11 protein-coding genes are annotated in these 14,026 nt (G+C 55.5%); 8 read left to right on the forward strand and 3 right to left on the reverse strand.

Annotation, left to right across the window (positions count from 1 at the left end):
* Window positions 1-59: 59 nt before the first annotated feature.
* The 4 genes from idnT to F384_RS17005 all read left to right on the forward strand — a co-directional run bounded on the left by idnT (window position 60) and on the right by F384_RS17005 (window position 6,182).
* A complete protein-coding gene (gene idnT, locus F384_RS16990; RefSeq protein ID WP_046487499.1) occupies window positions 60-1,379 on the forward strand; it encodes a gnt-II system L-idonate transporter in 1,320 nt (439 codons plus the stop codon).
* Between the two features lie 57 nt (window positions 1,380-1,436).
* Entirely contained in the window at window positions 1,437-2,435 is a 999-nt protein-coding gene (gene idnR, locus F384_RS16995; RefSeq protein WP_046487502.1) for a DNA-binding transcriptional regulator IdnR, read from the forward strand.
* Window positions 2,436-2,513: 78 nt separating this feature from the next.
* Window positions 2,514-4,016, forward strand: a complete 1,503-nt coding sequence (locus F384_RS17000; RefSeq protein WP_046487504.1) for a helicase HerA-like C-terminal domain-containing protein — start codon at window positions 2,514-2,516, stop codon at window positions 4,014-4,016.
* A 147-nt stretch (window positions 4,017-4,163) separates the two neighbouring features.
* The gene (locus F384_RS17005) at window positions 4,164-6,182 is read left to right on the forward strand and encodes an FAD-dependent oxidoreductase (protein WP_046487506.1); all 2,019 of its coding nucleotides are present in this window, start codon (window positions 4,164-4,166) and stop codon (window positions 6,180-6,182) included.
* Between the two features lie 87 nt (window positions 6,183-6,269).
* Here the strand turns inward: F384_RS17005 and rlmG are convergent, their stop codons facing one another.
* On the reverse strand, window positions 6,270-7,406 hold the full coding sequence (gene rlmG, locus F384_RS17010; protein WP_046487508.1) for a 23S rRNA (guanine(1835)-N(2))-methyltransferase RlmG: 1,137 nt from the start codon (window positions 7,404-7,406) through the stop codon (window positions 6,270-6,272).
* Window positions 7,407-7,492: 86 nt separating this feature from the next.
* Between rlmG and F384_RS17015 the strand changes: the two genes are divergently transcribed.
* The 4 genes from F384_RS17015 to sstT all read left to right on the forward strand — a co-directional run bounded on the left by F384_RS17015 (window position 7,493) and on the right by sstT (window position 11,796).
* Entirely contained in the window at window positions 7,493-7,996 is a 504-nt protein-coding gene (locus F384_RS17015; RefSeq protein WP_042325262.1) for a M48 family metallopeptidase, read from the forward strand.
* Window positions 7,997-8,065: 69 nt separating this feature from the next.
* On the forward strand, window positions 8,066-9,064 hold the full coding sequence (locus F384_RS17020; protein WP_046487511.1) for a Gfo/Idh/MocA family protein: 999 nt from the start codon (window positions 8,066-8,068) through the stop codon (window positions 9,062-9,064).
* Window positions 9,065-9,333: 269 nt separating this feature from the next.
* Window positions 9,334-10,299, forward strand: coding sequence for a TerC family protein (locus tag F384_RS17025; RefSeq protein ID WP_046487513.1), 966 nt, complete (start codon window positions 9,334-9,336; stop codon window positions 10,297-10,299).
* 252 nt (window positions 10,300-10,551) lie between these two features.
* Window positions 10,552-11,796, forward strand: coding sequence for a serine/threonine transporter SstT (gene sstT / locus F384_RS17030; protein WP_046487514.1), 1,245 nt, complete (start codon window positions 10,552-10,554; stop codon window positions 11,794-11,796).
* Window positions 11,797-11,812: 16 nt separating this feature from the next.
* Here the strand turns inward: sstT and F384_RS17035 are convergent, their stop codons facing one another.
* Together F384_RS17035 and F384_RS17040 are read right to left on the reverse strand one after the other, a co-directional pair.
* The gene (locus tag F384_RS17035; RefSeq protein WP_046487516.1) at window positions 11,813-12,367 is read right to left on the reverse strand and encodes a YgjV family protein; all 555 of its coding nucleotides are present in this window, start codon (window positions 12,365-12,367) and stop codon (window positions 11,813-11,815) included.
* A 157-nt stretch (window positions 12,368-12,524) separates the two neighbouring features.
* Window positions 12,525-14,012 (reverse strand): UxaA family hydrolase, encoded by a 1,488-nt coding sequence (locus F384_RS17040; protein WP_046487518.1) that lies wholly within the window; start codon window positions 14,010-14,012, stop codon window positions 12,525-12,527.
* Window positions 14,013-14,026 lie beyond the last annotated feature (14 nt).

Here is a 14,026-nt window from a genome sequence, read left to right on the forward strand (position 1 = left end):
TGAACAACCCTACGCAGCGCGCAAGCGCTGCCTTTTTGGCACAGATAAGAGATAAGATTATGCCATTAATCATAATTGCGGCAGGCGTCGCGCTGCTTCTGGTCCTGATGATTGGCTTTAAAGTCAATGGCTTCATCGCCCTGGTCCTGGTCGCAGCCGTCGTGGGATTCGCCGAAGGGATGGACGCACAGGCAGTTTTACATTCCATTCAAAACGGGATCGGCGGCACGCTCGGCGGGCTGGCGATGATCCTCGGTTTTGGCGCAATGTTGGGGAAATTGATTTCTGATACCGGGGCCGCGCAACGCATCGCCACCACCCTGATCGGTACGTTTGGTAAAAAGCGCGTGCAGTGGGCGCTGGTCGTCACCGGACTGGTCGTCGGGCTGGCGATGTTCTTCGAGGTCGGCTTTGTTCTGCTGCTGCCGCTGGTATTTACGGTGGTGGCCTCTTCAGGTTTGCCGCTGCTGTATGTCGGCGTGCCGATGGTCGCCGCCCTCTCGGTGACCCACTGTTTCCTGCCACCGCATCCGGGACCAACCGCCATTGCGACGATTTTTGAAGCCAACCTCGGCACCACGTTGCTGTACGGGTTCATTATCACCATTCCAACCGTCATTGTCGCAGGCCCGCTGTTTTCAAAATTGCTGACCCGCTTTGAAAAAGCGCCGCCGGAAGGGTTGTTTAACCCGCATCTGTTCACCGAAGAGGAGATGCCCTCCTTCTGGAACAGTATCTTTGCGGCGGTGATCCCCGTCATACTGATGGCTGTTGCCGCAGTCTGTGAAATTACGCTGCCAAAAACCAACTCAGTGCGGGTATTCTTTGAGTTTATCGGTAACCCTGCGGTCGCGCTGTTTATCGCTATCGTACTGGCGATTTTCACCCTCGGTCGACGCAATGGACGCACGATTGAACAGATCATGGATATCGTCGGTGATTCTATCGGCGCCATCGCTATGATTGTGTTTATCATCGCCGGCGGCGGCGCGTTTAAGCAGGTTCTGGTAGACAGCGGCGTGGGCCAGTATATTTCGCACCTGATGACCGGCACCTCGCTGTCGCCGCTGCTGATGTGCTGGACGGTGGCCGCGTTACTGCGTATCGCGCTGGGGTCGGCGACCGTCGCCGCGATCACGACCGCAGGCGTGGTGTTGCCGATCATTAACGTCACCCATGCCGATCCGGCGTTGATGGTGCTGGCAACCGGGGCTGGCAGCGTGATCGCTTCGCACGTTAATGACCCTGGATTCTGGCTGTTTAAGGGTTACTTTAACCTCAGCGTCGGTGAAACGCTGCGGACGTGGACCGTGATGGAAACCCTGATTTCAATTATGGGACTGCTGGGCGTGCTGGCGCTAAACGCCGTTCTGCATTAAGGCGGGATTAACCACCGGGGGGCGATATCGCCGCCGCCCCCCGGTAGCGGAGAGAAGATGAGGAACCACAGAATTTCTTTGCAGGACATCGCCACGCTTGCGGGCGTGACCAAAATGACGGTGAGCCGCTATATCCGCTCGCCGAAAAAAGTCGCAAAGGAAACCGGCGAGCGTATCGCGCAGATCATGGAGGAGATTAACTACATCCCAAACCGTGCGCCTGCGATGCTGTTGAACGCGCAAAGCTACACGCTTGGCGTGTTAATTCCTTCCTTTCAGAACCAGCTGTTCGCCGACATTCTTGCCGGTATTGAATCCGTGACGTCTGACCACAACTACCAGACGCTGATTGCCAACTACAACTACGATCGCGAGTCAGAAGAAGAGTCGGTTATTAACCTGCTCTCCTACAATATCGACGGCATCATTCTTTCCGAGAAATATCACACCTTACGTACGGTAAAATTCCTGCGTTCGGCCGCGATTCCTATCATTGAGCTGATGGATATCCAGGGCGATCGTCTGGATATGGAAGTCGGGTTTGATAACCGTCAGGCGGCGTTTGACATGGTCAGCACCATGCTGGATAAACGCCAGCGGCGCAAAATTCTCTATCTCGGCTCGAAAGACGATATTCGTGATGAACAGCGTTATTGCGGTTACTGCGACGCGATGACGCAGCGAGACCTGACGCCTCTGCGCGTTAATCCGCGGGCGATCTCGTCGATTCACCTGGGCACGCAACTGATGCGCGACGCGCTCGTCGCCCACCCGGATTTAGACGGTGTTTTTTGCACCAATGATGATATTGCAATGGGCGCGCTGCTGTTCTGTCGGGAACGCGAACTGTCCGTGCCGGAGCAAATCTCCATTGCGGGCTTCCACGGTCTGGAGATGGGCCGACAGATGATCCCAAGCCTTGCCAGCGTCATCACGCCCCGTTTTGATATTGGCCGCATGGCGGCGCAGATGTTGCTGAGCAAAATCAAGAACAACGACCACAACCACAATACGATCGACTTGGGATACCAGATTTACCACGGCAATACGCTATAAGTGATTTTCTCTCCCCTGCGCATATTCTCTTTCACCCACATTGCCTATACTCGACGCAGGATAAATGGAGGAAATCTAATGAGCTCACCCCTGCTGATTGCCCGCACGCCAGACACTGAACTGTTTTTACTCCCCGGTATGGCGAACCGCCACGGACTGATTACCGGGGCGACCGGTACCGGGAAAACCGTCACGCTGCAAAAACTGGCCGAATCGCTGTCGGAAATCGGCGTACCGGTCTTTATGGCCGATGTGAAAGGTGACTTAACGGGCGTCGCCGCCGAGGGACAAGCTTCCGAGAAACTGCTCGCCAGACTGAAAAATATCGGCATGACCGACTGGCAACCCCACAGCAACCCGGTGGTGCTATGGGATATCTTCGGTGAAAAAGGCCATCCGGTTCGCGCCACGGTCTCTGACCTCGGGCCGCTGCTGCTGGCGCGTCTGCTGAATCTCAACGAGGTGCAGTCCGGCGTACTGAACATTATCTTCCGCATTGCCGATGACCAGGGTCTGTTGCTGTTGGATTTCAAAGACCTGCGGGCCATCACGCAATACATCGGCGATAACGCCAAATCCTTCCAGAATCAGTATGGCAACATCAGCAGCGCCTCGGTTGGGGCTATCCAGCGCGGGCTGCTGACGCTTGAACAGCAAGGGGCAACGCACTTCTTTGGCGAGCCGATGCTCGACATCAAAGACTGGATGCGCACCGATGCCACTGGCAAAGGAGTCATCAATATTCTCAGCGCCGAGAAGCTCTACCAGATGCCAAAACTCTACGCCGCCAGCCTGCTGTGGATGCTCTCCGAGCTTTACGAGCAACTGCCGGAAGCCGGCGATCTGGAAAAACCGAAGCTGGTCTTCTTCTTCGATGAAGCGCATCTGCTGTTCAATGACGCCCCGCGGGTGCTGCTGGATAAAATCGAACAGGTGATCCGTCTGATCCGCTCAAAAGGCGTTGGCGTCTGGTTTGTTTCGCAGAACCCGGCGGATATTCCGGATAACGTACTCGGCCAATTGGGCAACCGCGTTCAGCACGCCCTGCGCGCCTTCACGCCGAAAGATCAGAAAGCAGTGAAAACCGCCGCACAGACCATGCGCGCCAATCCGGCGTTTGATACGGAGAAAGCGATTCAGGAACTGGGCACCGGTGAAGCGCTGGTCTCGTTCCTTGATGCGAAAGGCAGCCCGTCGGTAGTCGAACGGGCGATGGTGATCGCCCCGTGCTCACGAATGGGGCCGGTGACGGATGATGAGCGCAACGGACTGATCAACCACTCTGCGGTTTATGGCAAATATGAAGACGACCTGGACCGCGAATCCGCATTTGAAATGCTGCAAAAAGGCGTCCAGGCGACGACCGAAGCGCAAAGTAGCCCGGCGACGAAGGGCAAAGAGGTGGCGGTTGACGACGGGATCCTCGGCGGCCTGAAGGATATTCTCTTCGGCAGCACCGGACCGCGCGGCGGCAAGCGTGATGGCGTGGTGCAGAGCGTCGCGAAAAGCGCAGCGCGCCAGGTCACCAATCAAATCATTCGCGGAATGTTAGGCAGTTTAATGGGCGGCAGAAAGCGTTAACAAGACAAAGCCCCCTGTCCATGGACAGAGGGCTTTTTTTGAATCCCATCACAATCATCGCATTCCCCTTTTCCCTTTTACCCGACGACGGCTAAATTAGTAACTCATCCGACCACATAACAATAATTTTACATACTGGACAATCTTATGAGCTATCCGTCGCTGTTCGCCCCGCTTGATCTCGGCTTTACTCAGCTTAAAAACCGCGTGCTGATGGGCTCGATGCACACCGGGCTGGAAGAGTATCCCGATGGGGCTGAACGCCTGGCGGCCTTCTACGCCGAACGCGCCCGGCATGGCGTCGCGCTGATTGTCACCGGCGGCATTGCCCCCGCGCAGTCGGGTGTGGGGATGGAGGGCGGCGCTACGCTCAATGATGCCCGGCAGGTGCCACATCACCGCATCATTACCGATGCTGTTCACAACGAAGGCGGGAAAATAGCGCTACAGATCCTGCACACCGGGCGCTACAGCTATCAGCCGAAACTGGTGGCCCCGTCAGCGATTCAGGCCCCTATCAACCGATTTACCCCGCACGCCCTGAGCCACGAAGAAATTCTGCAACTGATTGAGGACTTCGCCCACTGTGCCCAACTGGCGCGGGAAGCGGGCTACGACGGCGTGGAGGTAATGGGTTCAGAAGGCTATTTGATTAACGAGTTTCTCGCCCTGCGCACCAACCAGCGCGACGATGAATGGGGCGGTGATTATGTCAGGCGTATGCGCTTTGCCGTTGACGTCGTGCGCGCCGTGCGTCAGCGAGTGGGGAACGACTTTATTATTATCTACCGCCTGTCGATGCTCGATCTGGTGGAAAATGGCGGCACCTTTGCAGAAACCGTGCAACTGGCACAGGCCATCGAAGCCGCAGGCGCGACCCTTATCAACACCGGAATTGGCTGGCACGAAGCGCGCATTCCCACCATCGCCACGCCGGTGCCGCGCGGTGCCTTTAGTTGGGTCACCCGTAAACTGAAAGGCCACGTTTCGCTGCCGCTGGTCACCACTAACCGCATTAACGATCCGCAGGTTGCCGACGAGATTCTGGCGCGCGGTGATGCCGACATGGTGTCGATGGCGCGCCCGTTCCTCGCGGATGCTGAACTGTTATCGAAAGCACAATCGGGGCGTGCCGATGAGATTAATACCTGCATCGGCTGTAATCAGGCGTGTCTGGATCAGATCTTCGTAGGTAAAGTGACCTCATGCCTGGTGAATCCCCGCGCCTGTCATGAAACCAAAATGCCCGTTGTTGCAGCTACTGCGCTTAAAAATCTGGCCGTCGTCGGTGCGGGTCCGGCGGGCCTTGCCTTTGCCATCAATGCGGCGGCACGTGGCCATCATGTCACCCTGTTTGATACGCTGGGCGAGATCGGCGGACAGTTTACTATCGCCAGACAGATCCCCGGTAAAGAGGAGTTTTATGAAACGCTCCGCTATTACCGCCGGATGATCGACGTCACTGGTGTGACCCTGAAACTGAATCATTATGCGGTGGCTGACGATCTGCTGGCATTCGATGAGGTGATCCTCGCCAGCGGGATCGAGCCGCGCAGGCCACCGATCGACGGCATCGATCATCCGAAAGTCTTAACCTATCTCGACGTGCTGCGTGACAAAGCCACTGTCGGTAACCGGGTGGCAATTGTGGGCTGCGGCGGGATTGGCTTTGATACCGCAATGTATCTGAGCCAGCCCGGTGAACCGACCAGCCAGAGCATTGCCGATTTCTGTGTGGAATGGGGTATCGACACCAGCCTGCAACAGGCCGGTGGATTGCGCCCGGAAGGCCCGCATCTGGCTCGCAGCCCACGCCAGATTACGATGCTTCAGCGTAAAGCCAGCAAACCCGGAGAGGGGCTGGGGAAAACCACCGGCTGGATCCATCGCACTACGCTGCTTTCACGCGGCGTGAAGATGATCCCGGCAGTCAGCTATCAGAAGATCGACGATGCTGGCCTGCACGTGTTGATCGGTGGCGATGCGCGAACGCTGGAGGTCGATAACATCATTATTTGTGCCGGTCAGGAGCCACGCCGTGAACTGGCCGAACCGCTGCAGGCGGCGGGAAAAACCGTGCACGTCATCGGCGGTTGTGATGTGGCGATGGAACTGGATGCTCGCCGGGCCATTGCCCAGGGCACCCGTCTGGCGCTGGGAATTTAATGTGCCTGATGGCGCTACGCTTATCAGGCCTACGCAAGAGTAAGATGTTGTAGGCCGGATAAGGCACAGCCGCCATCCGGCAATACGTTAGCGACGGCGGCCGACTTTCACCGCTTTGAGCACCACAAACTTATTGTTGGTCGCGACGGTGGCGCAGTTGCCGAAGATCTTCTTCAGCTTGTGGAAGTAGTCGAGATGACGGTTGGCGACGATATACAGCTCGCCGTTGATCTTCAGGCAGCGACGGGCATGGTGGAACATTTCCCAGGCAATATTATCCGTCAGCGCATGCTTCTGATGGAACGGCGGGTTGCACAGTACGGCAGTAAAGCGGAAAGGCTCAACCCCGGACAGCGCGTTGTTAATCATAAACTCGCAGCGATCGATGGCCTCAGGGAGGTTGGTTTCCACATTCAGGCGGCTGGACGCGACCGCCATCGGAGATTCATCGACAAAAACCACGTTAGCCTGTGGATTTTTTTCCAGCAGCGTCAGGCCAATGACGCCGTTGCCACAGCCGAGATCGACAATCTCCCCTTCCAGGTTCTCTGGCAGGTTTTGCATAAAGAAGCGCGCGCCAATATCCAGCCCGGTGCGGGAGAAGACGTTGGCATGGTTGTGGACGGTCCAGTCGGTGCCTTCCAGTTTCCAGCTCAGCGTCTCCGGCGCATCGGCCAGAGCCGGTTCGCTGAAGGTACAGTTGATGAGACGCGCCTTTTTCCACGCCAGCGTGGTGGTCGTTGGACCCAGCACTTTCTCAAACAGCTCCAGCGTGGAGTTATGGATGTCACGCGCCTTCGCGCCAGCAATGATCCGGGTTTGCGGGGTCACCACTTTTCGCAGCGCACGCAGCTGTTGTTCGAGCAGCGCCAGCGTTTTTGGCACTTTGATGAGTACCACACCCGGCGCCTGCGGATACTCCGCCGTGCTGTCGAGAAACTTGACGCTGGATTCCGCGATATCGTTATGACGCAAGTTTTCCCGCGTTGCCAGTTCGCTTAAATAAGAGTCACCAATGCTGTACGGAGACTGCTCAGCCAGCGCACAGCTCAGCGCACCGAAGGTATCATTCAGGATCAGCACCGGGCCGCGAATCTCCGTATCGTCCAACTGTTGCAGCAGATACTCATCCGCCGCTTCCCACGCCAACAGTGGGTTAACGTCGTCCGTTTCCGGGAAACGTTTTAGTGTCAGTGAACGGAAACCGTTGTCTGTGTGGCTCATCGGCCCTCCTGAATGGTAAAATTTCGGCGTATCCCTTAAAAGGGTGCGTGAGTATACAACAATTTTGTTAATTGGCGTGGACTGAGATGAACGAACTGAACTACCTCCAGGGCTACCCGGAGAACCTGCTTTCACAGGTGCGCACGCTGATTGCCGAGCAGCGGCTGGGCGCGGTGCTGGAAAAGCGCTATCCGGGAACGCATGATTTCGCGACGGATAAAGCGCTCTGGCAATACACCCAGGATCTGAAAAGTCAGTTTCTGCGTAATGCCCCACCGATCAACAAAGTGATGTATGACAATAAAATCCATGTACTGAAAAATGCGCTCGGTCTGCATACGGCTGTCTCTCGCGTGCAGGGCGGCAAGCTGAAAGCGAAAGCCGAGATCCGCGTCGCCACCGTGTTTCGCAACGCGCCGGAACCCTTTTTACGGATGATCGTCGTACACGAACTGGCCCATCTGAAGGAAAAAGAGCACAACAAAGCGTTTTATCAGCTTTGCTGCCACATGGAACCGCACTATCACCAACTGGAATTTGATACGCGCCTGTGGTTGACGCAGTTGTCGTTAAAGGAAACTGCGCAGTAGCGCACTGGCTTTGTCATAAAGGCGTGCTAAATTGACGAAAGAATCCCTTTATGGAGCCTGAAGGCATTTATGATACGTTTCGCAGTGATTGGCACAAACTGGATCACCCGTCAGTTTGTGGATGCCGCCCATGAGACCGGCAGATATAAGTTAACCGCAGTTTATTCCCGCAGCCTCGAACAGGCGCAAACCTTCGCCAATGATTACCTCGTCGAGCATCTGTTTACCTCGCTTGACGCCATGGCGCAAAGCGATGCGATTGACGCGGTGTACATTGCCAGCCCGAACTCGCTGCACTTTCCCCAGACCCAACTGTTTCTGAGTCATAAAAAGCATGTGATCTGCGAGAAACCGCTGGCGTCGAATCTGGCCGAAGTAGAAGCTGCCATCGCCTGTGCGCGGGAAAACCAGGTGGTGCTGTATGAAGCCTTTAAAACCGCCAGTCTGCCTAACTTTCTGCTGCTGCAACAGTCGCTGCCGAAAGTCGGTAAGGTGCGCAAAGCGTTCCTTAATTACTGCCAGTACTCTTCGCGCTATCAGCGCTATCTCGACGGCGAAAACCCGAACACCTTTAACCCGGCCTTCTCCAACGGTTCGATCATGGATATCGGTTTCTACTGCCTGGCCTCCGCCGTGGCGCTGTGGGGAGAACCGCATAGCGTACAAGCCTCCGCCAGCCTGCTGGAGAGCGGCGTCGATGCCCATGGCGTGGTGATGATGGACTACGGTGATTTCAGCGTCACCCTCCAGCATTCCAAAGTGAGCGACTCCGTTATCGACAGCGAAATCCAGGGCGAAGCCGGATCGCTGGTGATCGAAAAAATCTCCGAATGCCAGAAGGTCTGCTTTGTTCCACGCGGCGGAAAAACCCAGGACCTTACCCAACCACAGCACATCAATACTATGCTGTATGAGGCACAGGCGTTTGCAGAACTGGTGGACGCCAATGAAGTGAATCATCCTGGATTGTCGAACAGTCGCATCACGGCAAAATTGCTGACCGAGATCCGTCGCCAGACCGGCGTCATCTTCTCGGCAGACGACGTCAGCCGTGCCGCCACTGCGTAAAACATTGTAAAACAGATGTTACAGGCCATTGACGGAATGCGTGGCCTGTCATATTTTGTTACCTGCAAAGGGGAGTAACTTCATTGTCGGTCGATCGTCATTACGATGTGTGAGAAACCACATCCGGTCACCGGGCAACGTAAAAGGAATGCGTTAACGCATTCTTTTTTGTTGTAAGTGAGACCTTGCCGGAAGGCGAGGTCTATGCATAAAAAAGCAGCGGCTGGCGTCTTCTGACGTTGGCCTTTTTTTATGCGTAAGGAATGTTTATGAATACTGTCGGCACACCGTTGTTATGGGGCGGATTCGCTGTTGTTGTGGTGATTATGCTGGCTATCGACCTCTTTTTGCAGGGGCGTCGTGGCGTACATACGATGACCATGAAGCAAGCGGCCGCCTGGTCCCTGGTCTGGGTCACGCTCTCGTTACTGTTTAACGCTGCGTTCTGGTGGTATCTGGTACAAACCGAAGGCCGCGCCGTCGCCGATCCGCAGGCGCTGGCGTTCCTCACCGGTTATCTGATTGAAAAATCCCTCGCCGTCGATAACGTCTTTGTCTGGCTGATGCTGTTCAGCTACTTCTCGGTACCGCCTGCATTGCAGCGTCGGGTACTGGTGTACGGCGTGTTGGGCGCAATCATCCTGCGTACGGTAATGATTTTTGCCGGCACCTGGCTTATCACCCAGTTCGACTGGATCCTGTACCTGTTTGGCGCATTCCTCCTGTTTACCGGGGTGAAAATGGCGCTGGCGAAAGAGGACGATTCAGGAATCGGCGACAGGCCGCTGGTGCGCTGGCTGCGCGGACATCTGCGGATGACCGAAACCATCGAAAACGAACATTTCTTCGTGCGTAAAAAGGGTCTGCTGTATGCCACGCCACTGCTGCTGGTGTTGATTCTGGTGGAACTGAGCGACGTTATTTTTGCGGTCGACAGTATTCCCGCCATCTTTGCTGTCACCACCGACCCGTTCATCGTGTTGACCTCAAACCTGTTCGCGATCCTCGGTCTGCGTGCGATGTACTTCCTGCTGTCAGGGGTTGCTGAGCGATTCTCCATGCTGAAATACGGTCTGGCGGTGATCCTGGTGTTTATCGGCATTAAGATGCTGATTGTCGACTTCTACCATATCCCGATTGCGATCTCGCTCGGCGTGGTGTTTGGCATCCTGGTCGTGACGTTACTGATCAATGCCTGGGTCAACTATCAGCATGATAAGAAACAGCAGGCGTAATTCTGTCGAGCCGGGCGGCGCTAGCGCGTCCCCGGCCAATAGACAATCCGCTGTCTACATTTTGTAGAACATGTCACATCATTGTTAATGTTAAGTTATAAAATATGATCACAGCATAAAATCCAGCATATTTCGCTTCCCGAAGCTTTATCTTTCCTTATACTCAACCAGGCAAACACTTTGTTACATCCAGAAAGAGACGTCCATAGAACGTCCAAAGGATGAGCAACAACACAATGAAAGGATGAAGAAATGACTACGCAACGTTCCGCGGGGCTGCTGCAGCGTTTGGCTCAAGGAAGCCTGGTAAAACAAATTTTGGTGGGTCTCGTACTGGGGATCTTACTGGCATGGATTTCAAAACCGGCAGCGGTTGCCGTGGGTTTGCTCGGCACACTGTTCGTCGGCGCGTTAAAAGCCGTTGCCCCAGTGTTGGTGCTGATGCTGGTGATGGCGTCAATCGCTAACCATCAGCACGGGCAAAAAACCAGTATTCGCCCGATTCTGTTTCTCTATCTGTTGGGGACGTTTTCTGCCGCGCTTGCCGCGGTGGTTTTCAGTTTTGCCTTCCCTTCAACGCTGCATCTGACCACCAGCGCAAATGATATTGTGCCGCCGTCGGGCATCGTGGAAGTCCTGCGCGGTCTACTGATGAGCATGGTCTCCAACCCCATTGATGCACTGCTGAATGCCAACTATATCGGCATTCTGGTGTGGGCGGTCGGCCTCGGTTTTGCTCTGCGTCACGGCAACGACACCACCAAAAATCTGGTCAATGACATGTCGAACGCTGTCACTTTTATGGTGAAACTGGTGATCCGTTTTGCCCCGATCGGTATTTTTGGTCTGGTCTCTTCCACGCTGGCGACCACCGGTTTCGAGACACTGTGGGGCTATGCGCAACTGTTGGTCGTGCTGGTCGGCTGTATGGCGCTGGTCGCGCTGGTCATCAACCCGCTGCTGGTGTTCTGGAAAATTCGTCGCAACCCGTATCCGCTGGTCTTTGCCTGCCTGCGTGAAAGCGGCGTCTACGCCTTCTTCACCCGCAGTTCTGCGGCGAATATTCCGGTGAATATGGCGCTGTGTGAAAAGCTGAATCTGGATCGCGATACTTATTCCGTATCTATCCCGCTGGGCGCAACCATCAATATGGCGGGCGCGGCGATCACCATTACGGTGTTAACGCTGGCTGCGGTGAATACGTTGGGGATCCCGGTGGATCTGCCCACCGCGCTGCTGCTGAGCGTCGTCGCCTCTCTGTGTGCCTGTGGCGCATCGGGCGTCGCGGGCGGCTCACTGCTGCTGATACCGCTGGCATGTAATATGTTTGGTATCCCTAACGATATCGCCATGCAGGTGGTTGCCGTTGGCTTTATCATCGGCGTGTTGCAGGATTCCTGTGAAACCGCGCTGAACTCGTCAACTGACGTCCTGTTTACCGCTGCGGCCTGCCAGGCTGAAGACGAACGTCTGGCGAATAATCCTCTGCGCAGCTAAGCGCCTGCCCCTTCCGTCATCTGGCGGAAGGGGTCTCTTCCTGCACGCTTTTCTCAATTTTGAACGGATCAATTCCCCGGCGTTTCATGCGCCAGAAGCGGATAATGTTCAGCCCGTTCATCACCAGAAAACTGCCTTCAATCAGCGTACCGCCAATCGATCCCAGCCAGAAGTTATGCACCACCCAGCAGGCTGTCGCACACCACATCACACAGCGCACCGTTAATCCCTTACAGCGGAACAGCGCCCAGGTACTGGCGAGCGTACCGATGATGGGCAGAATTTCCATCGCGTGCTGTAGCTTCGCCAGCCCAAGCACCAGTGTGAGGATAATGAACAGCGCCATTACCCACAGTTTACGGGTGCGCATGGAAACCAGGGTGCGCACGGTATTGAGTTCCGCGCTCATCCCGGCGGGCCAGGCGCCCATCAGAAAGAAGTGTACGCCTATCGTGGCGCTATAAACGGCAAGCTGGAGTCGGAAACGGCGCTCATCGCGGTTGAAAAACGTGGTAATGCCAATCAGAAACGCGAGTACACCTACGCCCTGAGCCAGCCAATACGCGGTCATGGGGGGTCCTTGTCAGGAAATACAAAAACAAACGACGCTTCATCATATGAAACGTCGTTTTTAAAATCCAGACTCTCGTGATTACCCGAAAGATCCCGCGCCACAGCAAGGTGCCCGGTTCAGTCATCCCTGCTGCGGTGCGTAAGATAATGGGTAATTACAATGTTACGCCGCTTTTGAAGATAGCCAGTTCGCGGAAATCATTGCGTTCGTTGCAGGTCTGCTTGCCGTTAGCAAAATCGACAATGGTATCCACGAACTCATTCAGCAGTTGTGGCATCGCTTTGCCGTGGATCAGTTGGCCTGCATCAAAGTCGATCCAGTGCTTTTTCTTCGCGGCCAGTTCGCTGTTAGTGGCGATTTTCACCGTCGGCACAAACCCGCCGTAAGGAGTACCGCGACCGGTGCTGAATAACACCATATGACAACCGGCACCCGCCAGCGCACTGGTAGCAACCGCATCATTACCCGGCGCACTCAGCAGATTCAGTCCGTGAGTTTTCAGACGCTCGCCGTAGCGCAGTACGTCAACCACCTGACTGGAGCCCGCTTTCTGCGTGCAGCCCAGCGACTTATCTTCCAGCGTGGTGATCCCACCGGCTTTGTTACCCGGCGAGGGGTTCTCGTAAATCGGCTGGTTGTGGGCAATAAAGTACTGCTTGAAGTCATTGACCATGGTAACCAGTTTGCCGAACGTCTCTTCGTCGCGGCAGTGACTCATCAGCAATTGCTCCGCACCGAACATCTCCGGCACTTCGGTCAGAACGGTGGTCCCGCCGTTGGCAATCATATAGTCAGAGAAGCGGCCAAGCATCGGGTTGGCGGTGATCCCGGAAAGGCCGTCAGAACCACCACACTCCAGACCAAACTTCAGCTCGCTCAGTTTCCCCGGCTCGCGCTTGTCGTGACGCATCACATCGTAAAGCTGATGGAGATGCTCAAGCCCGGCCTCCACTTCATCGTCCTGATGCTGACAAATCATAAAATGCACACGTTCAGGATCGAACTCGCCCAGCGTTTCGCGGAAGGCATCCACCTGGTTATTTTCGCACCCCAGGCCAATCACCAGCACCGCACCCGCATTCGGATGACGTACCATGTTTTGCAGCATGGTACGGGTATTGATGTGATCGTCGCCAAGCTGTGAGCAGCCGTAGGTGTGGCTGAACAGGAAGACACCGTCGGTGCCCTCGGCATCATGAGTCTCTTTCAGGAAACGGTTCTGGATCTGGCGCGCAATTCCGTTGACGCAGCCAACGGTTGGCAGGATCCAGAGTTCGTTTCGTACCCCGACGTCCCCGTTAGCACGACGATAAATCTGCACGTCGCGATCAGCAGGTTGGGCAGGAAGATCCTGAAAATCAGGTTGATAGCTATACTCATCCAAATCGCTGAGATTGGTGCGAGTATTGTGGGCGTGAATATGTTCACCCGCCGCAATGTCCGCCAGCGCATGGCCGATAGGCTGGCCATACTTGATCACGTACGCCCCTTTCCTGATGTCACCCAAGGCAAATTTATGTCCGCGAGCGACATCCTGGCGAAGCGTTACGCTGTGGTTGTCCACCGTGATTTCCGTTCCCTGCGCCAAATCAGCCAGCGCGACCGCAACGTTATCCTGCTCATGGATTTTGATGTATTGCATATCAACCCCGGGCC

Source organism: Citrobacter amalonaticus Y19 (genome assembly GCF_000981805.1).
Taxonomy (GTDB): domain Bacteria; phylum Pseudomonadota; class Gammaproteobacteria; order Enterobacterales; family Enterobacteriaceae; genus Citrobacter_A; species Citrobacter_A amalonaticus_C.